The organism is Myroides guanonis (genome assembly GCF_900114085.1).
Classification (GTDB): domain Bacteria; phylum Bacteroidota; class Bacteroidia; order Flavobacteriales; family Flavobacteriaceae; genus Flavobacterium; species Flavobacterium guanonis.
In genome coordinates, this window is sequence record NZ_FORU01000005.1 from 35,395 (window position 1) to 61,797 (window position 26,403).

The window sequence follows — 26,403 nt, forward strand, 5'->3', positions numbered from 1 at the left end:
AGATTATTCAAATTTATTAAATATAATGACATCAATGCACGTATTGTAAAGATTTAATAAACAATGTTTTCAGAGTTAGTTAGTCCGTAACCTATTACTCGATCGTAGAGGTCTGTGGTGCCTTTGTAATAAATTAGAATTTGATATTGATTTTCAGTTTGTGCAAAGTTTCCATCAGGTGCTTCTTTTAGGTCAACTTTTCTTTTGTGAACAGCTGTATAGTTGTAGTTTGTAAAGCCTTGCTTTATTAATAATGCTTTTTCATATAGTTTGGTTTCTGGGTTGAAACTCATGAGACTTTCATCTGTCAACTCATAGTTGTTGAACATACCAGTAACATAATATTGGGTATCTGTGATATCTTGTGAAAGATTAAGTCGAAAATAGACCCATGAGTAATCAGCTTCTATAGATGGCTGTTCTCTAAAAATATTTCTGGGATAGAAACTACCATTGATGTCAGGGAAAAAAGTATAAAGACTGTTTTTTCGAGCTTGATTTATAAAAAGAAAAGTATTGTAAACTCCTGTGTCTGCATTTACTTTTACTATATTGTTATTTACAGCTTTAATGTCACTATTGTCAAAGTTTAAATATTCATTTCCTCCCCAAAACTGAGTTTCTTTGTTGTATTTGTAAATCAGTTCGGTCCCTATTGTATACTGAGGTGGAACGTTACTTATGTAAGAATCCCAACGAGCATTTTGAAATAGAGCTGCTTTAATATTTTGTGAGGGGTTTTGATATTGATTTTCACCTAATTGGACACTGAATTCTATATTTTGTTTCCAATCAATTTCCTCAATGTTACGAGTTCTTTTAACTTGTGCACCAACATTAACAAGGCTCTCGTAAAGTATAAATTTTCGTCTTATCACAACTTCATTTTGATCGTCATAAATTTCAAGAACGTAATTGCCACTTTTGGTAATTCTATAATTGTTGTTTGGAATATTTAGTTTGTAATGTGAGAATATCTGTAAGGTGTTGAACGAATTTTCGTAGTTTTGAATACGTTGATTTTCCATTCCAGTCAAATAGTCTTGTGTTCTTAATTTGGATGGTGTCCAATCGTAATTGAAAGGGAATACTCTATAGTAATAGTTAGTTTCGTTTGCCAACAAATCGTCGAATTCAAATGTCATCCTTTCTCCTAATCGAAAAAATGGTATCACACCTTGATTGTCTTTCATGAACGAGGCACTTTTAATGTAAGTCTCGGTTTTTTCTTGTGCGTTATTTTGTGCAAAAACAGTTGAAGTAATGTAGAGGAAAAGTAGTGTTGTTAGAGCTTTGCTTAGAACTGTCATGTTACTTGTTTTTGTTGGTGTTAACAATACAAATATAACTTTTTAACTCAGAACTCATGAAGATTCTTGGTAAAGTGGGGGTAATGCGCGTTGTGTTTGTGCTTTATTTGAAGCACACGGGGATTATTTCTCCCTTGGCTAATCCATAACGCTTAATCTCTTCTTGAGTGAAATTGACTGTGTAATCAACTGGATTTACTTCAAAACCAATTGTTTTTAGTTTGTCGAAGTAATCAAGACCGTATATACGTACATGGTCGTATTGACCAAAGATTCTAGTTCTTTCTTTTTTATCAGTAATGCTATCATCTTCAAATGTAGTCGTCCTTTTTGTGTCTTGCGGTATTTGAAATATTCCCATTCCTCCAGGTTTAAGGATTCGATATAGCTCTTGCATGGCTTTGGTATCATTGGGAATGTGTTCCAAAACATGATTGCATAGTATAACATCAAATGAATTATCTTCAAAGGGAAGGTTGCAAATGTCTGCTTTAACATCAGCTAGAGGTGACTCTAGGTCTGTGGTAGTATAGTCAAGGTTGTTTAACTTTCTAAAACGCTTATAAAACGCCTGTTCAGGAGCGAAATGCAATACCTTTTTAGGTGATGTAAAAAAGTCTGTTTCTCTTTGAAGATAAAGCCAAAGAAGGCGATGGCGTTCTAGTGATAAGGTGCTAGGAGATAGGGCATTGTTTCGTTGGGTGGCGTAGCCATAAGGTAAAAAGGTTTTAAAACTCTTTCCATCTATGGGATCTGTGAAAGATTCCCCCTTAAGATACCATGACAATATTGGACTTGCTAAATAGCTAAGTCTAATTAATAATGGTCGTGGTACAAGATTTAGTATGGTTTTAAAACCTTTTTTTATCATAATTACAATACCAAAGGTGTTGCTCTAAATTCATTTTCTTCGTCGCTTTGGATACCCAATGCTTGATAGATGTATTGAAAAGTAGAAAGCAATTCAGGTTTTCCGTCAACTAAAGCTACATCATGTTCAAAATGAGCAGATGGTTTTCCATCTCTTGTCACAATTGTCCAGCCGTCGCTTAATTGTTTGATATTTCTAGTTCCTAGATTAATCATAGGTTCGATTGCAACAGTCATTCCGTTAGCGAATTTTTTCCCTTTTCCACGTTTTCCGTAGTTAGGCATTTCAGGACCTTCGTGCATCTTTTTTCCTAATCCATGACCAACTAATTCACGGACTACTGTATAGCCAGCATTTTCACAATAGCGTTGAATGGCGCTCCCAACGTCTTCTACGCGATTACCTAATTTGAACTCACGAATACCAACGTAAAGTGATTCCTTGGTAACTTGTAAAAGTTTTTTTGTCTCAGGAGCAACTTCTCCAATTTCAAACGTATATGCGTGATCGCCATAGTATTCGTTCATTATTGTACCACAGTCAATAGAGACAATGTCTCCGTCTTCTAGAGGTCTGTCTGTTGGAAGACCGTGTACAATTTGGTCGTTTACACTCGTTAATATAGTGGAAGGGCAGCCGTATAGACCTAAGAAACCTGGTACAGCACCGTGGTCTCTAATGAATGCTTCTGCTTTTTTGTCTAATTCTAAAGTTGTGACTCCGGGTTTCAATTCGGTTGCTAACATTCCAAGTGTTTTGGATACTAGTAACGCGCTTTGACGCATTAATTCAATTTCTTCAGGAGTTTTTAATACAATCATATCGAAAATTTTTCTTCCGACAAAAATACACATTTTAAGCGAATTGAGAAATCAAAAAGAACCGTGTTCTTATTCTGTTTCTTCTTTGGTTGTTCCTATAAACAACTTCTGTTTGTGTTTTAATGACACAATATTAATAACTCAGTTTTTTTACCAACTCAATAAAACTATTGCAATTGGATTTACTTAAAATGTTCTTGCGATGTGTTCTTACAGTATTGTTGCTTATGTTTAGTGATTCAGATATTTGAAGACTGCTTAATCCTTTTTTGATAAGTGTCACGATTTCTATTTCTCTTTTTGTAAGGTTGTAGCAGTTGTTGTGGTCGATATAAGTGTGTTGTGATTTGTCATAAATCTTAAAATCGTCAAAGGGACGAGATACATAATCTTCTATTTCTTTATGTGTTATCAGTGTTTTAGAAAGTGCTCCGTTGTAATCTATTTCAAGTGCTTGAGATTCTTGTAGAATTCTAATAAAATTCCCTTTCAAAGTTTTTATTCTATAAGTGTATATTAATATATAGTTGAATATGTCTTCAAAGGAATGTTGATTCATGAAGTTAATAGATTTCTCTTCGCATTTGTAGAAATATGATAGGTCATCTTCATGAATTATATTATCTAAAAACAATCTTGTGACCTCTCGTTGTGGATGACCAGTCAGTCTAGTAAATGAAGAAGTTATATACTGTATAGTGTTTTTTTGGTTATCATAAATATACATGTAATTCTTATCTTTTTTTTGGTAAGGTGCCTTTAAAGTGCCTTTTGAATGAAGTCTTTCAATGTCAAAGGCGTTTTTGACAAGCGTATTCATATTTTATAGTGTTAGTTAGGTGATGGGATTTGTAAGTATTGCGATTAACTGGTATTCTCCATTTGAGAAGCGATTTAATTTGGTTTATTATTTGATTGATGTTCTTTTTGTTCGAAAATACCCCAAATGGGGTATTTTATCCTCAATTATTCGGTTGTACTTTTGAGATGTGCTCAATAAAATATAATTTTTGTTATTGTAAATGTAATTATAATAATTACAAATATATTTTGACATTCGTATTTTTTGATTTGTATATACGTGTAATAATTATAGTTATTATTAATTTTTAATAATAATCATTGTATAAATTATTAAATAATGACATATTAGTTTTGAAGTTGAAAATATGATTTATGTAATTATATGATTTTAATAAAAGTTAAACTTTAGTTAATCAATTGAGCATTGATTTAAGAATGAAGAGATGAATAAAAGTTGTCTATACTGAAAGAGAAATAGATTAAGTATAGATAAAAAATAATAACCAATTAATTAACAACTAAATTTTTTAAATTATGAAAAGAGTGATTTTAACAGGAGCAATGTTGTTGTCGGGAGTGATAGCAATGGCTCAAAGCAATGAAAGTACTGTCCTTCAAGAAGGAAGATTCAATGAATCTATTGTGCTTCAAGCAGGTGAAACAAACAATTCAGATGTTCATCAAGATGGTAGACGTAATGATTCATTCGTTTCGCAAACTGGAATCTCGAATGAATCTGATGTTCATCAACAAGGAAGACGTAATGAATCTGATGTTTTACAATTAGGTGATTTGAATATTTCTGATGTAGATCAACATGGAAGACGTAATGTATCTCTTGTAGATCAAGACGGGACAGGGAACAATTCAGAAGTAGATCAAAATGGAAGACGTAATGATTCTAAGGTTGAACAAGATGGACTTAACCATGATTCTAAAGTCGATCAAGACGGACGACGTAATAAATCTATTGTTTGGCAACATAAAGAAGGAAACGTGTCTGATGTTTATCAACTAGGAAATGATAACTCTAGTACAGTATATCAATACGAAGGAAAGTTCAATGATTCTGACGTGGACCAACTAGGTAACAGTAACTATTCTTATGTAGTTCAATACTTAGGAGATAACAACGAATCTGATGTAATGCAAGATGGAGATGGTAACTACAGTACAGTTCGTCAAGAGGTTGGTTCTGATAACTATTCATATGTTGGTCAATTTGGAGATTTTAATACTTCAACAGTTCAACAAATAAATGGAGATTCTAACATAAGTCTTGTTGGACAACTTGGAGATGGAAACACTTCTCATGTTTGGCAAGAAGGAGATTCAAATATTTCTGGAGTACTTCAATTAGGAGATAGTAACGTTTCTGACGTAACTCAAACTGGAGATGGTAACATCAGTGGTGTATTGCAATTTGGAACAGATAATACAAGTACTGTTACTCAAACTGGAGATGGAAACATTAGTGGAGTAGCTCAGTTTGGTTTCGACCATGTTAGTACTGTTACTCAAACAGGAAATTCAAATTTAAGTGGAGTGTTACAAACTGGTAATGGACATATAAGTACTGTTACTCAATTAGGAAATAGCAATATTTCAGGTGTGTTTCAATCAAACTAATTTTATTTAAAAAATCAGGCTGTTAGCATTTAGTTGACAGCCTTTTTTTACTAGAGTTTTATAAATAGTGGTAATTCAAAATGAAATGTTATGAAGTGGTTTAAAATGATTTTAGGGATGTTGCTTTTAGTTACTATTAGTTCTGTGGCTCAAGAAGGGAGGTTATCTGTCTATGTTAATCAAATTGGTGATTATAATAGTTTGTTTTCTAATACAAATACTACTCATGACCAATCTATATACAATCAGTTCGGAAATTACAATTCTGTAGATGTTTCTGTTAAGTCTAATGTAGTAAATCAAAATGTTGAGCAATTTGGAAATGGGAATTCTTTTGAGAATTATTCTTATAATTCCTTTAATAGACAGGAGGTTGAAGTAATGCAAAAGGGAAATAATATAGATATTCAAGTTTTCGGAAGTAATTCAATGTCAGAAGGAATGAAGATTCTCGTTACTGGAAATGATAAGGCTGTGATTGTCAGAAACTATAATTAATATATTGAATTTCAAAACTATGAGAGTTTCGAGTTGTTATACGTGTCTGTTTTTGTTCATGTTCTTTACAAGTGGGCTTCGTGCTCAGGTAAAAGAAAAATTAGTAGAATCATCTATTGAGCAAACAATATTAGGAAATCAGATTGTTTTTACTGCTATAGCTGAAAACAAGACAATGATTATTCAGAGTATACATTATAAACTTTCTGTAATAAAGAATGATGTAAATAGTGGTAATCGATCTAAAAATGAGCAAAGTGGTGCAAAGGTATTACAGGCTTATGAAAAACTTGAATTGTCTAAGACGGGTATAAATGTAGATACGAAAGATAGGATTATAGTGCTTCTATTGGTTTATGATGTGAATGAAAACCTTATTTCTACTAGTCGTGTTGTTTTAAATGATACTAAAAGTGAAGATAAAATTAAGGAAGAATTCAATTCAATATTAGAAAGTGCAAGTACAAAAGAAGAATCAGAAGTTGGTTTTGATGGAATTAAGTTATCTGGAATTGTAATCGATGAATGCAAAACAAAAGCAGGTAGAGATTTTTATCAATTGTTTTATTCGTCTTATTTATCCAGAGGGATAGAGGGGGATAAGGTTATAAAAATAGTAGAAACTCTGACTTTAGGTAGTAATACAAAAATAGCGGTAAAAGTAGAAAATGATATTGTCTTTGAATTTTTTGTTCGGTCTCAATACGATTATATAAAATCGATGGCTGATTTGGCAATTCAAAAGGTTGTATTCTATTTTAAAAGCTTGAAAAGAGAGACGCAATTAATTAAACGATATTAAAAAATAATTATTATGAGAGGTGCTATTCTAATTTTATTGTCATTGTTTACTTCGGTGTGTTTTTCACAACAACTGACTTATAAACCTATTAATCCATTTTTTGGAGGAGATACATTTAATTATCAAATGATGTTGAGTTCTGCAAATGCTCAAAATTCATTTAAAGACCCAGAAGCTGAGAAATTAAAACCATCAGATATGGAACAGTTTACGGAACGCTTGAATAATCAATTGCTGAGTCAGCTTTCAAGACAATTATTTAATGAACAATTTGGAGGAGACTTAAAAGAAGGAACATTTGTTTTTGGAACCTTATCCGTTGAAATATACGAATCAGGAGAAGGAATGGTTGTTAATCTTTTAAATACAGAGTCAGGAGAACAAACGCAGATAATAATGCCTTCATACTAAAGCTTATGAGAGTATTTACTTACATATTATGGTCGATATTATTGAGTTTGTTTGTGGTGAGTTGTGGTTCATATTGGAACCAACCTGTTACAAATAAAAGTGCTCGTATTGGTGAACTTACATCAGGGAGTATGAAGCTTAAGAATATGCCAAAACCCACTGAACAGGTCGTAGCGGGTGTTTATAACTTTAGAGATCAAACTGGACAATATAAAAATATTGAAACGGGAAGTTCATTTAGTACAGCAATCTCTCAAGGAGGGACCACTATATTGATAAAGAGCCTTGAGGATTCAGGATGGTTTACAGTTGTTGAAAGGGAGAATTTAGGGAATTTATTAAACGAACGTAATATTATAAATACTACACGAGAGCAATTTGCTAAAGCAGGAAATACAGACCAAAAACCATTACCTCCCTTGTTGTTTGCAGGTATATTACTAGAGGGTGGTGTAGTGTCTTATGATACGAATATAATCACTGGTGGTAGCGGAGCTAGATATTTTGGAGTAGGAGGGTCTGTTCAATATAGAGAAGATAGGATAACTGTTTATTTAAGAGCCGTTTCAACAACGAACGGAAGGGTTTTGAAAACAGTATATGTGTCTAAAACGATTTTGTCTCAGGCTGTGTCTGCTAACCTTTTTAAATATGTGAACTTTCAACGACTTCTCGAAGTTGAAATGGGATATACTGTGAATGAGCCTGTTCAATTAGCTATGAAAGATGCTATAGAGAAAGCTGTAGAAAGCATTATTATCGAAGGTATTGAAGATGGTTTGTGGAAGACAAAAGACGGTGATGTAATGGATAACTTTTTGGTTTCAGAATATAAAAAAGAGAAAGTAATCGATGAATCAACTTTACTTCACGATAGAAAGCAAAGATTTAGACATACTAAGAATGAGGTAGGGCTTTCAGGAGGTGTTGCTTTGTTAGATGGGGATTTAAAAGATAAAAAAGCAGGGTATTCTTTCAGGTTAGACTATACTAGGAATCTATCATCTTCATTTGCATGGAACTTAAATGTAAATCCAATGCAATTGAAAACAGGAAAATCTTTTAAAAATCAATTGTATAGTATAGATACCAACTTGAGATATATGTTGCTTCCCAATGATAATGTTTCTCCATATGTATATGGGGGGGTAGGTATGTTAGGAGACTATTTTATGTTGGCCAATAGAAAAGGTAAAGATGATTTTTTCTTTAAGGTGCAATATGGATTGGGTTTGAATTTTAATTTATCAGATGATTTTTCGTTGTTTGCATATGGGGAACACCATCTGCCATTTACAGATAAGTTAGAAGGAGTTAAGTCTGGTAAGAGAAATGATTTTTACTATACAGGAGGAATCGGAGTTAAGTTTTATTTTTAAAAATGATACAGATGAAAATAAATAGTATATTTTTCAAGTTGAGTTACCTATTGGTAGTCTTATTGCTTTTCTCTTGTAGTGAAGACCCCATAGACGAAACTGGTAAAGGGACCATTATTGGTAAAGTTGTTAGGGATGGTAGTTTTGCACCAATGGTTAATGTTAAAATTGAAACCACTCCAGTCTCTAATACTGTTTTTACAAATGAAAAAGGCGAGTTTATTATTGAAGATGTTGTTGGAGGGGAATATTCAGTAAAAGCGCAGTTAGATGGATTTGTTGCAGCATTTAAATCGGCTCTGGTTCAGCACGGAAAGAAGAGCAATGTAGTGTTTGAGCTTTCTCCTTCAAGTGCCAATAATAAGCCTCCAACTAAATTAGAGTTGCTTTATCCTGTGAATAATGAAATCTTAACAGTAACTTCTATTGAGTTTAAGTGGACAGCAGAGGATCCTAATGACGATAATATGACTTATATACTGCAATTGAGAAATGATTTTGATTCTAGAGTTGAGGTTTTTAAGAGTATTGTGGATACTACATTTTCTTATTCCAACCTGAAATTAGGTGCGAAGTATTTCTGGCAGATAACTGCTAATGATGGAGTAAATGAACCTGTGGTAAGTTCAATGAATTCCTTTAGGGTTTATAAGGCTCCATTAGACAATAGGATCTTGTTTACAAGATCTATAGGTGATAATTTAGTGATATATTCTACTACAGAGAACGGAGAGGAATTTCAATTAACGGATTCTAATGTTACTAGTTTTAGACCTAGAATTAATATGGCAGCAAACAAGATTGCGTATTTGCAATCTAAAGAAGGAATTGCCGATATATTTATTATGGAGAAGGATGGTACAAGCAAGCAAAAGGTGACTTCTTTTGTAAAACCAAACGGTTTTGACCTGAGAGAAATTAATTTTAGTTGGCCAGCCAATAGTGATAAAATTTACTATCCGAATTTTGATAAATTATATAGAATAAACACCAATGGACAAGGATTAGTTCAGATTTACGAAACTACTGATGGTTCCTTGATTTCTGAAGTAGACGTAGATGAAGTAAATCAAGTTATCGTTTTGAAAACGAATAATATAAATGGTTATGGAGTACGAATTTATACTATCGATTTCAGTGGAAATGAGATTGAAAATATATTGATGAATAGCAAAGGGGCAGCTGGGGGATTACAATTCTCTTATGACGGAAAAAGAATTTTATATGCTTATGATATGTCCAGTTTTGAAAATGCAGGCTATGTTCGTAAAAAATCACGAATGTTTGTATATGATTTGATTACTAAATCGCGTAGAGACGTTTCTGGGGTAACTCCTAACGGAACAAATGATTTAGACCCTCGATTTTCTCCAAATGAAGCTTTTATTATTTTTACTAATTCATCAAATGATGGGCTTTCTCAGAAAAATGTATATTTTATAGAATTACCTGAAAATGAAGATGACGGACAAAGAACTTTGTTGAAATCAAATGCCTTTATGCCTGAATGGAATTAGAACTTTAGTTTAAATGTTCATAGTTTTTTATAGTAAAAGTGCTGTTTCATTTTAAATGAAACAGCATTTTTTTATATTAATGATTCTCCTGTCATAACTAAGGGTTTTTCTATTCCCATCATTTTTAAAATTGTAGGAGCGATATCTCCTAATACACCGTGATTAACCTGTTTGATATCTTTGTCTACAATGATAATTGGAACAGGGTTTGTTGTGTGTGCTGTATTAGGACTTCCGTCTTCATTATACATGGTTTCACAATTTCCATGGTCTGCCAGTACAATGGTAGTATAGTTGTGTTCTAATGCGGTTTCAATAACTTCTTGAACACATTTATCCACTGCTTCGCAAGCTTTAATTGCTGCTTCCATGATTCCAGTATGACCTACCATGTCTCCATTGGCAAAGTTCAGACATACAAAATCAACAGTTTCTTTTTTAAGTTCTGGAACTAATGCTGTTTTAAGTTCGAAAGCGCTCATTTCTGGTTGTAAATCATAAGTTGCAACTTTTGGAGAAGGACAAAGTATGCGTTCTTCACCAATAAAAGGAAGCTCTCTACCGCCTGAGAAGAAGAATGTTACGTGAGGATATTTTTCGGTTTCAGCAATTCGGATTTGTGTCTTCCCATGTTTTTCTAATATTTCCCCTAAGGTTTCTGTTATATTCTCTTTGTCATATACAACGTGAATGTTTTTGAAAGTAGGGTCGTAATTAGTTAGTGTAACATAATAAAGAGGCAAAGCATCCATTCCGAATTCAGGAAAGTTTCTTTGACTTAAAACTTCTGTCAATTCACGTCCTCTATCCGTTCTGAAGTTAAAAAAGATTACTACGTCATTCTTTTGAATAGTTGCAATAGGATGACCTAAGTCATCAGCAATATATAAGGGTTCGATGAATTCATCTGTTACGAGATTTGTGTAACTATCTTCTAAACTCAAGACTGCATTTTGAGTTGGCATACCAATTCCTTTTGTTAAAAGGTCGTATGCTTTTTTTACTCGCTCCCATCTCTTATCTCTATCCATAGCAAAATAGCGTCCAATTACAGTCGCTAATCTTCCAGTAGATTTTTGCATATGTTGCTCAAGATTTGCGATGTGATTAGCTCCCGATTTAGGGTCAACATCTCTTCCATCTGTGAAAGCATGTACAAACACATCTTTCAAACCAGCTTCATGTGCAGCATCTAGTAAACCATATAGATGTTTTTCGTGAGAGTGTACACCTCCGTCTGAAAGTAGACCTAAAAAGTGGACTCTTGAATTGTTCTTTTTAGCATAATTGAAAGCATCAACAATAGCTTTTTCATCTTTAATTGTCTTGTTTTCAATAGCGAGATTAATCTTAGCTAAGTCTTGATAAACAATTCTTCCTGCACCAAGATTCATATGTCCAACCTCTGAATTACCCATTTGTCCAACAGGAAGTCCAACATTAAGACCGTCTGTTAAAACATAAGAGTTTGGATATTGTGTGTAAAGACTATCTATAAAAGGCGTATTTGCATTTTCTATAGCAGAGACTTTTGGGTTAGGTGACTTTCCCCAACCGTCCAGTATCATTAAGATTACTTTTTTGTTCATTACTGTGTTTTTCGTTGTGTTGTACAAAAATACGGATACTTGTTTAAATGTCTTAAAGAATTTTTTGAATGTTAAAAAATGAATTTTAGCACTTCATTTTGAAGCTCTTATTTATAATATGATTATTTTTATCACTTTTTAGAAGATGTTTAAGTAATAGATTTATAATGAATTACAAAATTTTACCAGTAGTTGTACTCTTTGCATTAGGCTTTATGGGCTTTCATGCATGGAATGAAAAAGAAGTTGAAGGAGAAGTAGCAATGACTGTAAAAGTTGAAGAAGCTAAGCCACTTGAGGCAGAAGAGACTTTTGAGATGAAGATGGAGGAGCGCTATGCTGATTTGGATGTTCAAGAATATACGGCACCCTCTAAAGAGAGTTTTCAAAAAGCATTGAAAGGTTTTTGGAAAATGAAAGAAGAAGGAATTCTAAAGAAGGATATACTAACAATTGTTGATTTTAGTCTATCATCTACTGCTAGAAGGCTTTGGGTTATTGATATGAGTAAAAATAAAATATTGCTACAAACGGTAGTTTCACATGGAAGAAATAGTGGTAATGAATTTGCTCAGAAATTCTCAAATACTATTAATTCTAATATGAGTAGCTTGGGTTTTTATAAAACTGGAGAGACATACAGTGGTAAGCACGGCTTCTCTCTTCGTTTAGATGGATTAGAAAAAGGATATAACGATTTGGCTAGAGAACGTGCTATTGTAATGCATGGTGCAGATTATGCTGCGGAGAGTTTGGCTCAAAAACAAGGGAGATTGGGACGTAGTTTAGGCTGTCCGGCAATCCCCCAAAATATTAAAAAAGAATTAATTGATTTGATAAAAGATGAGACCTGCTTGTTTATATATTATCCCAACTCGGAATATCTAAAAGGATCTCAATTTTTAAGTTAGTTTAGTTGAAGTTTTGTAAAAAGGTCTCCATCTAAATTGTAGATGTCATCTCTGAATTGTAGACCATCTTTATCTTTCCAGGCAGTCCAGTATAACTGATGAATATCTATAGTCTTTTGTAAAGGGATATGTTGTGTTTTTTCTGACTCTAACCATTGATTGATTTGCTTCATTGTGTATTTACTGTTTTCTGTAGTAAGAATATATTCAGCTAAATCGAAAGGGTCTTCAACTCTAATACATCCCGAACTTAAATCTCGATTGTCTTTGTTAAAGTTGTTTTTGTTGTTTGTGTCGTGTAAGTATACTAAATGGTTGTTTTTAAAGTCAAACTTAATCCTACCTAGCGAATTTGCTTTTCCTGGTTTTTGAACATATCTATAACTACTTGCACGTTCTGGTTTCCAATCTGAGGCACTTACTACATTTCCATTATTGTCATAAATTGTAAACCCTCTGTTTGCAAAATAACTTCTGTTCTTGCTTGCGGAAGGTACCAAATCATTTTTTAAAATAGTCGGTGGCACTGTCCATGTAGGGTTGATTATCAATCCGCTGAAACGCGAAGATAATATAGGTGTTTTTCGGTCAGGTTTTCCTACAATAATTTTATGCTTTTGAATGGTGTCTCCATGAGATACAGCTACAAGACTAAAGTCAGGAATGTTTACCAAAACATAATCATTTCCTAGATTTCTTGGATACCATCTCCAACGTTCTAAGTTAACTATGACTTTTTGGATTTGTTGTTCTTTTGTTTCATTCAATGCGATTAAGGTTTGCTTGTCTAATAAGCCCGTTTCATCTATCCCATTGCGGAGTTGAAAACGCTTTAATGCATTTGATGTGGTTTCATCAAATACTGAATTAATACTATCACTTTGTGCCAAATCTTTCCAGTATATCAATAGCTCCTTTAATACTTTTATTTCAGGAAGTGAATCATTTACTTTGAGTTTGTTGATTGTCTTTAGTTCTATAAAATCTTCATTTGGCATTTTTCTTAATTCGGCTAAAGCTTCTTTTAGTTGACCGTAAACGGGATGTTTTGGTCGAATACTATCAAAAGCAATAGGAACAGCATCGTGAATAAGGGTTAAATTCAAAGTAGCTGGTAGATTGATGTTTTTAGGATCAATGTCCCAATCATTATAAAGTTTTTTTGGACTTAATACCCCATTGTATAGTTGTGAAGCAATTTTGAAAAAGGTTTCTGAATACAGTATGTCAGCCTCTGTTTTTTGAACGTCTGTAAGAGTACTATAATCACTGTTATATTTTTTTAATTTCTCTAAAGGGAATTGTTTTAATGTAATTCCATCTTCATCCAAACTTTTTATTGAAGTAATAAGGTCTTCTCTATTTTTAGCTTGATTCCATCCAGTTTTAAAATCATTTGTTTTATAGAACTGTTGCAAATCTTTTGATTTTTCTTTGAGAATAAGGCTGTCAAAAGCAATACTCTCTTCTATATTCATCGGAGTCAAGATAAGTGTGTCATTGGTGACGACATGTAAAGCGTATTTTTGTTTTTGACAGCTAATTAGCCCAAAAGCTAATAAACCGATTAGAATAAAATGTTTCATAGCTAGTTTTTATTTTAAAAATAAGCAAAAAAACTGAATTTTTAATAATTATTGTCCTTAAAACTTGTATTAGATTTTTTGATTGTTTTTCTAATAATCGAGTAAAAACCTTTTGAAATGGTAGTTAAGAGATGAATTTTTAATAATAAATATGAATGAAATTAAAGAAATTTAAAATTAGAAAGCTTATTGACAGTTTTATAGAGAACTTGTGAAATTTAGTGTAGGAATAGTAAAAGTTAAGAAGAATGTGATTGGAGTTCGGGATTGAAGTACTTTTGTCGTTTAAATAAAAAGAATGAAAACATATTTATATATCGTTGTCTCGGTGTTTTGTAGCTTTTTCTCATTTGCACAACAAAACGATAGTTTACAAGTAAATAAAGACGCAGCTATTTCAGAAATTTTAATTTATGAAACAAGACTTCAATTATCAAGCTCTTTGAAAAACAGAAATTTACAGATTTTAGATAAAGAGCAGATAAAGCAGTTACCAGTTCGTTCAATCAATGAATTACTAACATACGTTTCTGGGGTAGATATACGTCAGCGTGGTCCCTTTGGCGCGCAAGCGGATGTAAGTATAGATGGAGGAAGTTTTGAGCAAAATTTAGTTTTGCTTAACGGACAAAAAATATCAGATCCTCAAACAGGTCATAATAGTTTGATGATTCCAGTTCCAATAGAGGCAATAGAGCGTATTGAAATAGTTCGAGGACCATCTGCTAGATTATATGGAGTAAACAGCTTAACTGGGGTTGTAAACATAGTTACAACCAATCCGAAGAGGGATGGTGCATTTGCAAAGCTGTATGCAGGAACTAATTTCGAGAATGACGAAGAGGGTAATCGAGAATTATACAACGGTAGAGGTATTGAGTTAGGTGGAACGTTGGTAAAAGAGAAGCACAACCATATGTTGTTTGGATCTCATGAATCGGGGAGTGGATATCGTTATAACACAGCTTTTCATAATAACAGGCTATTTTATCAAGGTAATCTAAATCCAAATGACCGTAATTCTATGATGTTATTAGGAGGGTGGTCACGAAATTCTTTTGGTGCGAATGGTTTTTATGCTTCACCTGGCGATAAGGAGTCTAAGGAGATAGTGAATACTTACTTGCTTTCTATGAGTGGTAATCACTTAGTGTCAGATAGGTTTTCATTAGCGCCAAGTGTTATCTATAGATATAATCACGATGATTATCGCTATTACCGAAATAGATTAGATGTGGCTAGGAGCCAGCATTATTCACATGCCTTAACCTCGAATTTAAAGGGGAGTTATAATATGGATTTTGGAACTATTTCCGCTGGAGCAGAAATGCGTTATGAGGACATTAATTCTAGTAATATAGGCAATCACAGTCGTACGAATTATGGGATGTATGCGGAGTTGAAAAGTACGTTGCTAAATTTGCTGGACTATAATATTGGAGCTTATGTCAATTATAATACAGCTTATGGATGGCAAGTTTTTCCTGGTTTGGATTTGAGTTATGATTTTGATAATCATTGGAAGATGGTTTTTAGTGCAGGAAGTAGCCAGCGAATTCCATCTTTTACAGATTTGTATTTAGAACAAAAGCCTGGTAATATGGGGAACCCTATAGTTGAGCCAGAACAATCTTATCAAGTAGAGTTAGGTTCTAAATATCAATCAGATAACTTTCAAGCGAATGCTTTTATTTTTTATAGAGATATAGCTGATTTTATAGATTGGGTAAGGGTGACTAGCAATGAACCATGGCAGCCACATAACTCTAAATTAAATGAAACAATAGGAGTGAATGCATCAGCTAAATATATGATTAAAGGAGTTAATAACACATGGACGTTAGGTTCTTCATATACTTATCTGTCTCCAAAAATTAAAGGAAATGATGGTTTTAATTTCTCTAAGTATGCAGTAGAAAGTTTAAGGCATCAGTGGGTTTCTACTGTTAATTACCGTCACCATGACTTCTCGGCTTTAGTAGCTGCTAGATATAACGAGCGCCTGACTTATAAGAGCTATTGGATTACCGATGTGCGCTTGTCTTATGATTTTAAAAAATATCAGGTTTTTATGGATGCTCAAAATATATTTGATGCTTCTTATGTTGAAGCAGGAGCTGTTCCAATGCCAGGTAGATGGTTGACTTTAGGGATTCAGTTTAATGGATTATAGTCTTTGCTAGTCTGAGCAGTGACTTCATTACAACTTGGGAGTCATTGCGGGCCTGCCCCGCAATCTTATGTGGCTCAGAGTAGTATTAGGAAAAATTGATTAAAAAACTTCAATAAATTATTCCCTAATTCTTTGACCGTGTTTGTTTATATAAAAAGTTTGTCCTTTATATTCAACTTCAGCGTCACCCATTTCATAGTCTTCTGCTCTGTCAAATTCCAAGGGGATTACAAGCTTGCCATTGAAATTTATATACCCGAATTTATAGTTTGAAGAAACGACAGCAAAACCCTCTGAAAAATCTTCAACAGTTTCATAGGTTGCGGGTACTACTTTATTTCCTTCTTGGTCAAAGAATCCCCATAATCCGAATTCTTTAAAAGCGATTCGCAGTTCATTACTGGCGTTTAAATCTTCATATATATATGGAATTATAAAAACACCTTCTTGATTAATAGCTCCATAGAAGCCATCTTTTCTAATGATAGAAATTCCTTCTACAAAGGATTCTACTTGCTGGAATAAAGGTTCTATAACTACTACGCCATCTGTGTTGATAATACCAAATAACTTGGCGTTTTCATCCTCAAACCAATACCAATTATTCTTAAAGGCAAATTCCTTTAGTTCAATGCGTTTATAAGCAATGTTATCTGGAGATTTATCTAAAGAAGTAGTTTTTGTTTGACTATAAGAAGACACGGAACAATTAACTCCTATAAAAAGTATTGATAAATAAAAGGTTCTTAGATTCATGGTTTTTCCTTAAACTCTTTTTATAGATGTGCCACTTGCTTGTGCTTTTGGAAATATGGTTACATCTGCAATTTGAACATGAGCTGGCTGGTTCAATGCATAAGCTATAGCTGAGGCAATATCGTCTGCTGATAGTGGTGTATATCCTTCATAAACACTTGCAGCTCGATCGTCATCTCCTTTAAAGCGTACTTTTGAAAATTCTGTTTCGACGGCTCCCGGTGCAATATTGGTTACTCTAATTCCATCTTGTTGTAAGTCGAAACGCAATCCTTTACTGATAGATTCCACGGCCGCTTTGGATGCGCAATAGACAGTACCATTTAAATATGTTTCCTTTCCTGCTATGGAAGATAAGTTAACAATATGTCCTTCTTCTGTATTGATGAGGTAAGGTAGTACGGCTTTAGTGACATAAATAAGTCCTTTCACATTAATGTCAATCATTGCTTCTAAATCTTCTAAATCAGCGTCTTGAAAACGGTCTAGGCCATGTGCGTTACCAGCATTATTTATTAATACATCTATTGATTTCCATGAATCAGGTAGATTGTTGATAGTCTTAAATACGGTCTCTTTATCACGAACATCAAAACATAAGGTGATTACCTCTGTTGTGGATTCTAATTCTGTTTGTAGTGCTTTTAAATTTTCTTGACGTCTTCCGCACAAGATTAAACGGTATTTTGGAGCGAGTATGCGAGCTGTAGCGGCACCAATTCCTGAAGTAGCTCCGGTAATGAATGCTGTTTTCATTTGGGGGATTTTTATAAAACGGTTTGTTTAAGTCCTTGTAATATACAAAGCCAAAGGTAATTGAAAAAAGACTTTTCTTGGATTCTTTCTACTTTTTTAATTTCTATCTCCTTGGTTTCTCCCTTAGAATCTTCACGTATGAACCAATTTCCTATTTTAGTTAGCAAAGCTCTTTTTTCTTTACCGTCTGCTCTATATAGTGTTACTTTTAAGTCTTTGTGTTTCATTGCAAATGAACCAAAAGCTTCTTGATTATTTCCGTAAAAATTAAAAGCTACGTATTCTAGCTTACCAGATGTTGAGGCTTTTATGTAGGGTTTTATAAAGGGATTCATTGCAGGAGCATCGAAATTTTTAATGGTTCCTCTAATTTGAAATTGATCGCTAGGGTTTAATACGTTAAAAGACCAATCAACATGTAAAGGAGCATCGTTCATAAAGAAAGCATCAACAGCTATTTGAGTATCGAGAGATTTTGTTTTTCCGTAACCGCTTACAATATTTTTAATGGTTGCATTAAAATTATTAAATATCAATTTCCCTGGTGCAATAGCTTTTTCATCAACTTCTTCATAAACTAGTTTTGAAGAAGTTATCTTCGTGGTGTCAATTTCTAGACCAAAAGGAAGATTGCGTAACTTTTTACTAAACATGGACTTCGTGCTGTGGTTGAATGGCGGTATTTTATTTCTATATATATTAGCATTTAAGCTGTCAATCAGTAATTTATTTGAAGTCACATTCAATTTGGATAGAGAGTCTATATGCCAGCTGAGATTGTTAAGCACAATCTTATTTGCATTTAAATTGAATATATCGTCTGCTAAAGCAAGCATAGCAACATGCTTTTTACGACTGTATTTAGGTTTTAATTTTAGGTAATGTAGAGATAGGGAGTTGTCCTTAAATTGAATGTTGTCAATAGTTAGATCATAGAATTTACGAGTGTCGTAATGAATTTCTTTCATACTAAATAGTAAGTTATCATAAGAGACTGGCATTTTTTGTAAGGTATCATCTGTATCAATTTGTAAATATTTTAGTTGTAAGTCGAACTGTTTGATACTTACAGAACCTTTGGAATCATTAAGATGTAGTGAGTCTTCTTGATTCTCATATAGTATACTTCCATCGGTTATCGTAAAAGATTCTACATTTAACTTGGGTAGCTTTTTGGTAGAGAAGTTTTTTTGATGAAGGGAGTCAATAGTTTTTTTAGTAATCCTAAAATCAGGATTGATAATAGAAATGCTATTTAACTCAATAGGTTTCCCTTGTATGATTTGTAATGGATGTATGCCTGAAATATGTAGCTTTTTTAAACTACCTGCTATGTTCGGGTAACTAGAGTTCTTGGCGGTTTCTATAGAACTAATTGTAATGTCTTCAATGCTAAGTGCAGTGTAGAAAAAAGAGAATTCTATGTTTTTATAATTTATATGATAGGGAAGATGGGTTTCTTCTTTTACATAATTCGAAATCTTTTTATTTAGATATAGGTTAAAAAGCCACTTGCCTGCAAATGCTATTAGAATAAGTGAAATAAAAATTAGTAATACAATTCCTTTTTTTGAACTCAGTTTCATAACTAGTTTTTTTGGAGTGTGTTACTAAAGATAGTGAAATCATTTTAAAATGAGTAAGTGTTTCTTTAGTAGCCCTTCTAAACCTGATTTAGAAAAAACAGCATGTTTAATGTTTGTCTTGTCTGGGTCAATGTTATAATTATAGCTAGTATAGAAATCTGCTTTCTCTGCGTTTGCTTTTAGGAAGACCGCTTGATGTAAATTACAGTTATCAAACATAACTTCTTTAAGGTTGGTTTCCATAAAGTCCGCTCCAATCATACTGCAATTAGAAAAAGTAGTTCTTTTTAAATCTAACGAGTAAAATTGGCAAAAGTCTAAACAACAGTCTGTGAATTGGAATTCGAAAATTGTTTGGTCAACCATTGCAAAATTAACTGAAGTGAAGTCAGAATGTTCAAAAGTACAGTTTCTTAAAGCTACATAATTTATAGGAGCATCTTTAAAATTACAATTTGTAAAATTGCTGTCCGTAAAAGTAGTTCCCAGAAAGTCACAAGATGTGAAATCACAATTGATAAAAGTGCAATTTTCAAACTCTCTAAATCGAATGGCAGTAAAGTCGAAATGTTGGTTTTTGTATGTTTTATCGAATATAAAATCCATTTTCATGAGTTCTTTGTTTTGTTGATAAGATGAAGTGTTTGTTGTTTGAAGGAAATCTTCAGGTGTTTAGATTAAACATTGAATCCCATGACAAAGCTACGCTTTTGAAACCTGATTAGAAATTACTTTTCAGCGATAATTTAAAAAACAAAGGGCTGTCTTTCAAAGTGACAACCCTTCTTGTGTTATTCTATTATATGAGGTATAAATCTGCTTTTATTTGTTGTGATTAAATTGTCGCTTTCTCTAAAAGTTATACCACACGCTTCTTGTCCAACAACCCAACTACCGATAATTGAATAGCCTGTTTCTTCTTTTATTATTGGGGCAAGAGCTTGGCATATATAACCTTCTTGTCCGTAGTCACCAGGGGTGGCTTCAACTATAGAGTTGTTTTTGTAAAGAGTTATATTAGCGCCTTCTCTCGATAAAAGAGGTTTTTTTACATAATCTTCCATGCCTTTGGGATCGTCAAAATAAGTTTCTAACAACAAAGGATGATTTGGGTATAGTTCCCACAAAACAGCAAGTATTGCCTTATTTGATAAAATCATTTTCCATGATGGTTCAATCCAATGAGCTTCCGCCACATCATTAGGAATATGAAGAGCAAAAGATTCGTAAACCATCCATTCCCAAGGATAAAGTTTAAATATATCCGTAATAACTTCTTCTTCTAAGTCAACAAAAGTTTCTCCATTCCAACCTATGTCATCGATGAAAATTAACTTTGTGTGTATGCCAGCTTGCATAGCACAATCTCTTAAATATTCTACGTTTGTAAGGTCTTCAAGGGTATCTCGCATGCATGTAAAGTGCAAAGTATTTCCTTTTAAATAAGGAATTATGGTCTTCCAGCTTGAAATTAGCTGTTCGTGAACAGCATTGAATTGGTCTTTTGTAGTTCCGAAATAGTGTTGCATCCAATGCCATTGAATAACACCTGTTTCGAATAGAGAAGTGGGTGTGTCGGCATTGAATTCCAATACTTTTAATTGATCGTTTGTTCGGTCGTAGGCAAAGTCAAAACGACCATAAATACTTGGAGAGTCTCCTTCCCAACTTTTTTCAATATGTTCTTGAATAAAAAGAGGGATTTGAAAAAGCTCATATTTTTTATTGGAAATTACGTGGTCTACTGCCTTAATACACATGTCCCAAAGTTCTGTAGTTGCATCAAAGACTTGGTCTGCAAAATCTTCAGAAATTGAGTAGTAATATGAATCAATCCAATAAGGTAAATCTCCATCTGTATGGTAGCCAAAGCCAAGTTCCTCTAATCGATTTTGCCAATTAGGGTCTTCTTTAAGATGTTTTAAAATCATAATTTAACTACTAGCTGAAGTTTGTTTTGCAGAAGAACCGAAACCACCTCTTGCTGCTTGTGTTTTAACGGCATTTGCCTTTGATGTATTATTCCCAACATTGGATTGGTGTGCAATTCCATTACTGGTATATCCCATTCCTCCACCCATCATAGGTCTGAATGCCATATACCAAAGTAGGGCACTCCCCATTCCCATTCCGCCACCACTTTGTTGTTGTTGGTATTGTTGAGTTACTTCTGTGTATGGTGCGCTACTATCAGCACGCATAAAAACTTTTTGTTTATCTGTGGTTTCTTCTTGTGGTTTTGAACAAGATGCTAATACAGAGGTAATAAGTACCAGGGAAACCATTTTACTACTTTTCCGCTTCATATTATTCTACAGTAACATAAATAGGAACTTTTGCCATTGTAGCTGGTTCCTGATTGGTTTTGGAGTCTATAATTTGTTGGGACGTTTTTAATGTATCAACTTTGGCTAAAATTAGCTCGCCGTTTGCCCAAATTCGCTGTTTTACTAAGTGAAGTACAGTGTCACCTACAACTTCTGTTGATAGAGTAACTTCTCTAGCTGATTTTTTATCTAGAGATTCTAATTTGTTTTCGGGTTTCTCTGTACAAGCTGTTAATGCAAGTGTGAGAACCATTAAAGAAAGTGTTTTTTTCATTTAAAAGTTTACTTTTAAGTCTTGTGAGTTCTATTCTTTATAGTTAATCTTTAGAATGGCATCACAAAGAAGCAAAGTTTATAATTATATTTTAGCTATGCAATTAAAAGATAGTGCAAACACATGGCTTTTTTGTAAATTTATAACATTGTTTCTGTAAAAAATATGTCGTATATGAAATACTATCTTCCATTTTTATTGTTTTTTTTATCAGTTTTTACGCATGCTCAAGAAGAAAATGTAAAGGTTGATACTATAATTAAAAAACCAATTCTTGATTTAAAAGAGGAAGGTTTTTTGAAGAATATCGATGCGTATTTCTATTCTAGATTAGGGTTTCTAAATCATTCTGAACATGGGCGTGATGATGATTTTACCGAATTTCGAAATAGCTATGTGGCGATGGGTATTCGTGGACAGATCCATGAAAATATTGGATTTAGTTATCGTCAAAGATTTAATAAGAGTAGTGAGCGACAAAGTTTGGATTTACTCGATAATTCGATTGAGTTGGCTTATGTAGATTTAAAAGTAGCGCCTAAAACGCAACTCCAATTAGGAAAAATGTCTGCGTACTTTGGCGGATATGAATATGAGTTTAATCCAATTGATGTGTTAGAATACAATGAAGTTTCTAGTAATTTATTGGCTTATGTTTCAGGTGTAGGAATTACTCATCAAATTGCTAAAAACCATCTATTGGGGTTTCAAGCTCTAAATTCTCGCACCATGCGTTATGCCGATTTATATGAAGGGAAAGTAGAAGAGAATGTTCAAGAACCTAAATGGCCATTGGCTTTGGTTTTGAAATGGCAAGGTGATTTTTATGACAAGAAATTTCAAACTATTTATAGCATTAGTCGATACCGAATTGCTAAAGGTCATGCAACAACCTATGCAGTTACTTTGGGGAATAAATATCAAACTGAAAAATGGACTTTGATGTACGATTTCAATTATAGTCATGAACAATTGGATACGAAAGGAATAGTAACTTCAATTTTAAATACGGAGAAAATAGCACAGGATGCTTCGTATATTGAAAACTGGTTGAGAGCCGAGTATATGATTTCCTCTAAATTTCAAGCCTTACTAACCTTAATGAATAGTAATTCTTATGCTGAAAATGCAAAAGGTGAAAATAGTGGTTTCGATCATTTAAAAACAAGTTATGGAGTTATTCCTACACTTTATTATAGGCCATTCAAGGAAATAGATGTTCGCTTTTATGCTTCTTACATAGGTCGATATTACACATTTTCAAATTTTGTTAAAAAAGATTTAGATATTTCTAATTATAATACCAATGAGTTTCAAGTAGGATTAATGGCTCCTTTATGGGTTTTTTAAAAAAGGTTCACGACAAAATAAACAGTGTTTTTTTAGATGTACTTTTTAAATTTTACTAAAATGAGGCACTTTTCTTGGATTTAAGACCGATTAGCTGCTCTTGAGAATTTGAAGATGGTAAACTACTAGTAGTAAAGACTGTGATTACAGTGTTGCTCTATAGAAGAGTTCGTTTTATATTAAAGTGTTTTATTTTTAAAGATGAATTGCACGGTTTGGATTATAGGCAGATTGATACGCTTAAATATTTTGTATTTTTGACTTCTTATTATTTGAAGATGCGTGAAATTACAGTTTTAAATATTGATGAATTAAATCAGAACAGCTTTCAAGGTGATTTTTATGCTAGTACTTTGACAGTTCATTTGAAACAAAATCACGCACGTATAGAAAAACCGCATAGACATAATTTTTATGCTTTATTTTTATTTACCCGAGGTACTGGGGTGCATGAAATAGATTTTAATAAATATGAGGTGAAGTCTGGGAGTGTTTTTTTATTATCACCAGGACAGACTCATAGTTGGGAGTTGTCTGATGATTCAGAGGGCTTTGTGTTCTTTCATACTCAGGAATTTATAGATCTATTTTATGTTAGGGAGTTTTTGAGAGAATACCCTATTTTTAGGACTACTTTTTATGGAAATTGTATTCAAACTTCTAATGATTTTTACAATGTTGTTTTTAAACTGTTTACTAAAATAGAGGAAGAGTCAAATAATTCGTTGTGGAAGAAGGACTCTCTAATTGCAAGTACAATCTTGCAATTGTATATCGTTTTAAATCGGTATGTATTAGAGAAAGGGGGAGATGTTAAAAGTCAAGGTAGTGCATATGGTGTATTGTTACAAAAATTGGAGGATTTAGTTGAATTGAATTATAGAAAGCAAAAATCAGCTTCTTTTTATGCTGATAAAATGACTATAACGACAAAACATCTAAATCGTGTATGTATGGAGTTGGTTGGAAAGACTACTACGTCTATTGTATTAGATAGGGTTATTTTAGAAGCTAAAAGATTATTGCTTTATACTGGTAAAACTTTTACGGAAATTTCTACTGAATTAGGATATGAAGACTATTCGTATTTTTCCAGAGTGTTTAAAAAAACTGTTGGAGAGACCCCAAAGCAGTTTATGAAGAGATATAAATAAAAAAGACGTCTTGAAGACGTCTTTTTTATTGTGCACGGGTGGAGGGATTCGAACCCCCATCAACGGTTTTGGAGACCGCTATTCTACCCTTGAACTACACCCGTAACTGTTTTAAGTGGCGCAAATATAAGAAACTTTATAGTATATAAACTATTCTTTTTGGTAAAAAATATTCAGCCAAATTATACGGGATATTCTGTAATTAAAAGTAAATAGAAGAAATGCAATTATTGTGATGGCAATGAACATATTAAGTACAGATATGTTGAAAAGTAATCCAATTACCATCACAGCGACCATTTGAGCGACTGTCAAAGCATAGCTTACATACATTGCACCAAAGTAAAATCCAGTTTCTCTATGAAAGTTGTAATGACATTCAGAGCAAGTGTTTTTCATCTTGGGTAATCTGAACAAAAAGATGTTTCCTTTATCGTAAAAAAGTTTGGTTTTACCACAATTGGGGCAATTACCGCCGATTATTTTTTTCAAAAAAGACATATTGTTATTTTTTTACAAATTTCGACAAAAATAATCAATTACAGAGGGACAATTGGGTGCAATTTTGGTACTATTGAGACATTATTGTATATGAATCAAATAGGAGGTATCAAAAAATACCTCCTATTTGATTGTAATGCTAAAGTTGAATTAATAACTACAAGTTATTATAACTTGTAGTTATTAAGCAGTTTCTTTTAGGTGAAGTCTTAACGATTACAATTGGCGGTCCATACTTTACCGTCTTTGGTATAAGCAATAATTAATTTGCTTGCATCAATACGGATTAAATGAGCTTCGTCGGAACCGATATTAATAACTCCGCTATCTCCATCTTTTTCGAATTGAATACCTGTTAAATCTGGAATTTTATCTGAAAAGATAAAATTGTAATTTTTACCTACTTTAATTACTTCGACACTTCCATCGTCTTTATTTACTGTCATGTCTGAGTCTGCATATGAAATGCTTCCTTTATATTTTCCGACGAATAAGTCATTGTTGGTCGGGTCGTCATCTTTGCTACATGATGCAAATACTAAAGCAGTTAGCATTACTACTCCTAAAAGTTTAAACATTGTTTTAAATGAATTTTTCATAAGTATATTTTTTTAGTTATAGTAAAGGTAATTCAAAAAATGTGCTAAATAATAATGATTAGTGTAAAAAAATATTGAAATAGCGTTGGTTAATGGGGTTTTGTTGGGTTTTTATTTTTAAAAACATACTATCGAAAAGAATTGGAGTAAAAGTGATTGTGTATTTTTTTCTCGTACTGTTGTTTTTTTACGGAAAAGTGAATGTTTTTCTCTAAATGATATGTTTTGAATGGTGGAAATAGTATTTTATAGTGATTAGTGCTCTAATATGCCCTAATTAATTAATGTGCAATTTGCTTTAATAGGATGTTGGTGTTTTTTGTACATTAGAAAAAAATAGAAATATAAACATGGCGAAGAATAAAACTGAGGAGACACAAGAAGATGTTTTCAATTTTATTGAAAACTTTTGTAATAATGAACAAAAAAGAAAGGATGCGTTGGATCTAGTAGAATTTATGAAGAAGATTACTGGTTTTAAACCAAGAATGTGGGGGTCTAGTATTATAGGATTTGGTCATTATCATTATAAATATGCAAGTGGACACGAAGGTGACGCTCCTCTTATTGGTTTTTCTCCTCGAAAGACAGCAATTTCACTTTATGTTTTCACAGGGCTTGAAGAGCATAATCATTTGCTTGAAGGATTGGGGAAGTTTAAAAAAGGGAAAGCTTGTATTTATGTAAATAAGCTATCGGATATTGATGAAGCTGTATTAGAGAAACTGATTAGAACTACTATTGATTATTTACATAAAGTGTATTCTTAGGTTTTATGAAGAAGTTTTAATAATATTAT

At 32.9% G+C, this 26,403-nt stretch carries 26 protein-coding genes and 1 tRNA gene; 11 read left to right on the forward strand and 16 right to left on the reverse strand.

Annotated elements, in window-relative coordinates:
• Positions 1-53: 53 nt before the first annotated feature.
• The 4 genes from BM024_RS05835 to BM024_RS05850 form a co-directional block, all read right to left on the reverse strand.
• Complete coding sequence (locus BM024_RS05835; protein ID WP_090678529.1) at positions 54-1,310, reverse strand: type IX secretion system plug protein; 1,257 nt, start codon at positions 1,308-1,310, stop codon at positions 54-56.
• A gap of 103 nt (positions 1,311-1,413) precedes the next feature.
• Positions 1,414-2,178, reverse strand: a complete 765-nt coding sequence (locus BM024_RS05840; protein WP_090678648.1) for a class I SAM-dependent methyltransferase — start codon at positions 2,176-2,178, stop codon at positions 1,414-1,416.
• Between the two features lie 5 nt (positions 2,179-2,183).
• Entirely contained in the window at positions 2,184-3,002 is an 819-nt protein-coding gene (gene map / locus BM024_RS05845; RefSeq protein ID WP_090678530.1) for a type I methionyl aminopeptidase, read from the reverse strand.
• A 133-nt stretch (positions 3,003-3,135) separates the two neighbouring features.
• Positions 3,136-3,822 (reverse strand): LuxR C-terminal-related transcriptional regulator, encoded by a 687-nt coding sequence (locus BM024_RS05850; protein WP_090678531.1) that lies wholly within the window; start codon positions 3,820-3,822, stop codon positions 3,136-3,138.
• A gap of 518 nt (positions 3,823-4,340) precedes the next feature.
• Here BM024_RS05850 and BM024_RS05855 point away from each other — a divergent pair.
• The 6 genes from BM024_RS05855 to BM024_RS05880 all read left to right on the forward strand — a co-directional run bounded on the left by BM024_RS05855 (position 4,341) and on the right by BM024_RS05880 (position 10,042).
• Complete coding sequence (locus tag BM024_RS05855) at positions 4,341-5,435, forward strand: hypothetical protein (protein ID WP_090678532.1); 1,095 nt, start codon at positions 4,341-4,343, stop codon at positions 5,433-5,435.
• A gap of 90 nt (positions 5,436-5,525) precedes the next feature.
• The gene (locus BM024_RS05860; RefSeq protein WP_090678533.1) at positions 5,526-5,933 is read left to right on the forward strand and encodes a hypothetical protein; all 408 of its coding nucleotides are present in this window, start codon (positions 5,526-5,528) and stop codon (positions 5,931-5,933) included.
• Between the two features lie 19 nt (positions 5,934-5,952).
• On the forward strand, positions 5,953-6,735 hold the full coding sequence (locus tag BM024_RS05865) for a CsgE family curli-type amyloid fiber assembly protein (protein ID WP_143077729.1): 783 nt from the start codon (positions 5,953-5,955) through the stop codon (positions 6,733-6,735).
• A 12-nt stretch (positions 6,736-6,747) separates the two neighbouring features.
• Positions 6,748-7,146: a curli assembly protein CsgF gene (locus BM024_RS05870; RefSeq protein ID WP_090678535.1), complete on the forward strand. Its 399-nt coding sequence runs from the start codon at positions 6,748-6,750 to the stop codon at positions 7,144-7,146.
• A 5-nt stretch (positions 7,147-7,151) separates the two neighbouring features.
• Positions 7,152-8,525 (forward strand): CsgG/HfaB family protein, encoded by a 1,374-nt coding sequence (locus BM024_RS05875; protein WP_090678536.1) that lies wholly within the window; start codon positions 7,152-7,154, stop codon positions 8,523-8,525.
• Positions 8,526-8,536: 11 nt separating this feature from the next.
• Positions 8,537-10,042 (forward strand): carboxypeptidase regulatory-like domain-containing protein, encoded by a 1,506-nt coding sequence (locus BM024_RS05880; protein ID WP_177190165.1) that lies wholly within the window; start codon positions 8,537-8,539, stop codon positions 10,040-10,042.
• 71 nt (positions 10,043-10,113) lie between these two features.
• Here BM024_RS05880 and gpmI read toward each other — a convergent pair whose 3' ends face one another.
• Positions 10,114-11,631 (reverse strand): 2,3-bisphosphoglycerate-independent phosphoglycerate mutase, encoded by a 1,518-nt coding sequence (gpmI, locus tag BM024_RS05885; protein WP_090678538.1) that lies wholly within the window; start codon positions 11,629-11,631, stop codon positions 10,114-10,116.
• A gap of 167 nt (positions 11,632-11,798) precedes the next feature.
• Here gpmI and BM024_RS05890 point away from each other — a divergent pair, with 167 nt between their 5' ends.
• Positions 11,799-12,542, forward strand: a complete 744-nt coding sequence (locus BM024_RS05890; protein WP_090678539.1) for a murein L,D-transpeptidase catalytic domain family protein — start codon at positions 11,799-11,801, stop codon at positions 12,540-12,542.
• On the opposite strand, the gene BM024_RS05895 is transcribed toward BM024_RS05890, so the two are convergent.
• A complete protein-coding gene (locus tag BM024_RS05895) occupies positions 12,539-14,128 on the reverse strand; it encodes a L,D-transpeptidase family protein (RefSeq protein WP_090678540.1) in 1,590 nt (529 codons plus the stop codon). The two genes, BM024_RS05890 and BM024_RS05895, sit on opposite strands and share 4 nt — an antisense overlap.
• A gap of 298 nt (positions 14,129-14,426) precedes the next feature.
• Here BM024_RS05895 and BM024_RS05900 point away from each other — a divergent pair, with 298 nt between their 5' ends.
• Entirely contained in the window at positions 14,427-16,301 is a 1,875-nt protein-coding gene (locus tag BM024_RS05900; RefSeq protein ID WP_090678541.1) for a TonB-dependent receptor plug domain-containing protein, read from the forward strand.
• A 117-nt stretch (positions 16,302-16,418) separates the two neighbouring features.
• On the opposite strand, the gene BM024_RS05905 is transcribed toward BM024_RS05900, so the two are convergent.
• The 7 genes from BM024_RS05905 to BM024_RS05935 form a co-directional block, all read right to left on the reverse strand.
• Positions 16,419-17,057 (reverse strand): WG repeat-containing protein, encoded by a 639-nt coding sequence (locus BM024_RS05905; protein ID WP_090678542.1) that lies wholly within the window; start codon positions 17,055-17,057, stop codon positions 16,419-16,421.
• A 9-nt stretch (positions 17,058-17,066) separates the two neighbouring features.
• Positions 17,067-17,813: an SDR family NAD(P)-dependent oxidoreductase gene (locus BM024_RS05910; RefSeq protein ID WP_090678543.1), complete on the reverse strand. Its 747-nt coding sequence runs from the start codon at positions 17,811-17,813 to the stop codon at positions 17,067-17,069.
• 11 nt (positions 17,814-17,824) lie between these two features.
• Positions 17,825-19,399, reverse strand: coding sequence for an AsmA family protein (locus BM024_RS05915; RefSeq protein ID WP_090678544.1), 1,575 nt, complete (start codon positions 19,397-19,399; stop codon positions 17,825-17,827).
• 39 nt (positions 19,400-19,438) lie between these two features.
• Positions 19,439-20,011 carry a pentapeptide repeat-containing protein gene (locus BM024_RS05920; RefSeq protein WP_090678545.1) on the reverse strand — a complete coding sequence of 191 codons (573 nt, stop codon included), beginning with the start codon at positions 20,009-20,011 and terminating at the stop codon, positions 19,439-19,441.
• Between the two features lie 179 nt (positions 20,012-20,190).
• Positions 20,191-21,330, reverse strand: a complete 1,140-nt coding sequence (locus tag BM024_RS05925; protein WP_090678546.1) for a glutathionylspermidine synthase family protein — start codon at positions 21,328-21,330, stop codon at positions 20,191-20,193.
• 3 nt (positions 21,331-21,333) lie between these two features.
• Positions 21,334-21,705 carry a hypothetical protein gene (locus tag BM024_RS05930; protein WP_090678547.1) on the reverse strand — a complete coding sequence of 124 codons (372 nt, stop codon included), beginning with the start codon at positions 21,703-21,705 and terminating at the stop codon, positions 21,334-21,336.
• Position 21,706: 1 nt separating this feature from the next.
• A complete protein-coding gene (locus tag BM024_RS05935; protein WP_177190166.1) occupies positions 21,707-22,000 on the reverse strand; it encodes a hypothetical protein in 294 nt (97 codons plus the stop codon).
• 174 nt (positions 22,001-22,174) lie between these two features.
• Between BM024_RS05935 and BM024_RS05940 the strand changes: the two genes are divergently transcribed.
• The gene (locus BM024_RS05940; RefSeq protein ID WP_090678649.1) at positions 22,175-23,350 is read left to right on the forward strand and encodes a porin; all 1,176 of its coding nucleotides are present in this window, start codon (positions 22,175-22,177) and stop codon (positions 23,348-23,350) included.
• Positions 23,351-23,628: 278 nt separating this feature from the next.
• On the forward strand, positions 23,629-24,504 hold the full coding sequence (locus BM024_RS05945; RefSeq protein WP_090678548.1) for an AraC family transcriptional regulator: 876 nt from the start codon (positions 23,629-23,631) through the stop codon (positions 24,502-24,504).
• Between the two features lie 33 nt (positions 24,505-24,537).
• Here BM024_RS05945 and BM024_RS05950 read toward each other — a convergent pair.
• The 3 genes from BM024_RS05950 to BM024_RS05960 all read right to left on the reverse strand — a co-directional run bounded on the left by BM024_RS05950 (position 24,538) and on the right by BM024_RS05960 (position 25,604).
• A tRNA-Trp gene (locus BM024_RS05950) sits at positions 24,538-24,608 on the reverse strand.
• 46 nt (positions 24,609-24,654) lie between these two features.
• Complete coding sequence (locus BM024_RS05955) at positions 24,655-25,005, reverse strand: DUF983 domain-containing protein (RefSeq protein ID WP_090678549.1); 351 nt, start codon at positions 25,003-25,005, stop codon at positions 24,655-24,657.
• Between the two features lie 209 nt (positions 25,006-25,214).
• Positions 25,215-25,604, reverse strand: coding sequence for a hypothetical protein (locus BM024_RS05960; protein WP_090678550.1), 390 nt, complete (start codon positions 25,602-25,604; stop codon positions 25,215-25,217).
• Between the two features lie 350 nt (positions 25,605-25,954).
• On the opposite strand from BM024_RS05960, the gene BM024_RS05965 reads away from it, so the two are divergent.
• Positions 25,955-26,374: a DUF1801 domain-containing protein gene (locus tag BM024_RS05965; protein ID WP_090678551.1), complete on the forward strand. Its 420-nt coding sequence runs from the start codon at positions 25,955-25,957 to the stop codon at positions 26,372-26,374.
• The last annotated feature ends 29 nt before the right edge of the window (positions 26,375-26,403 follow it).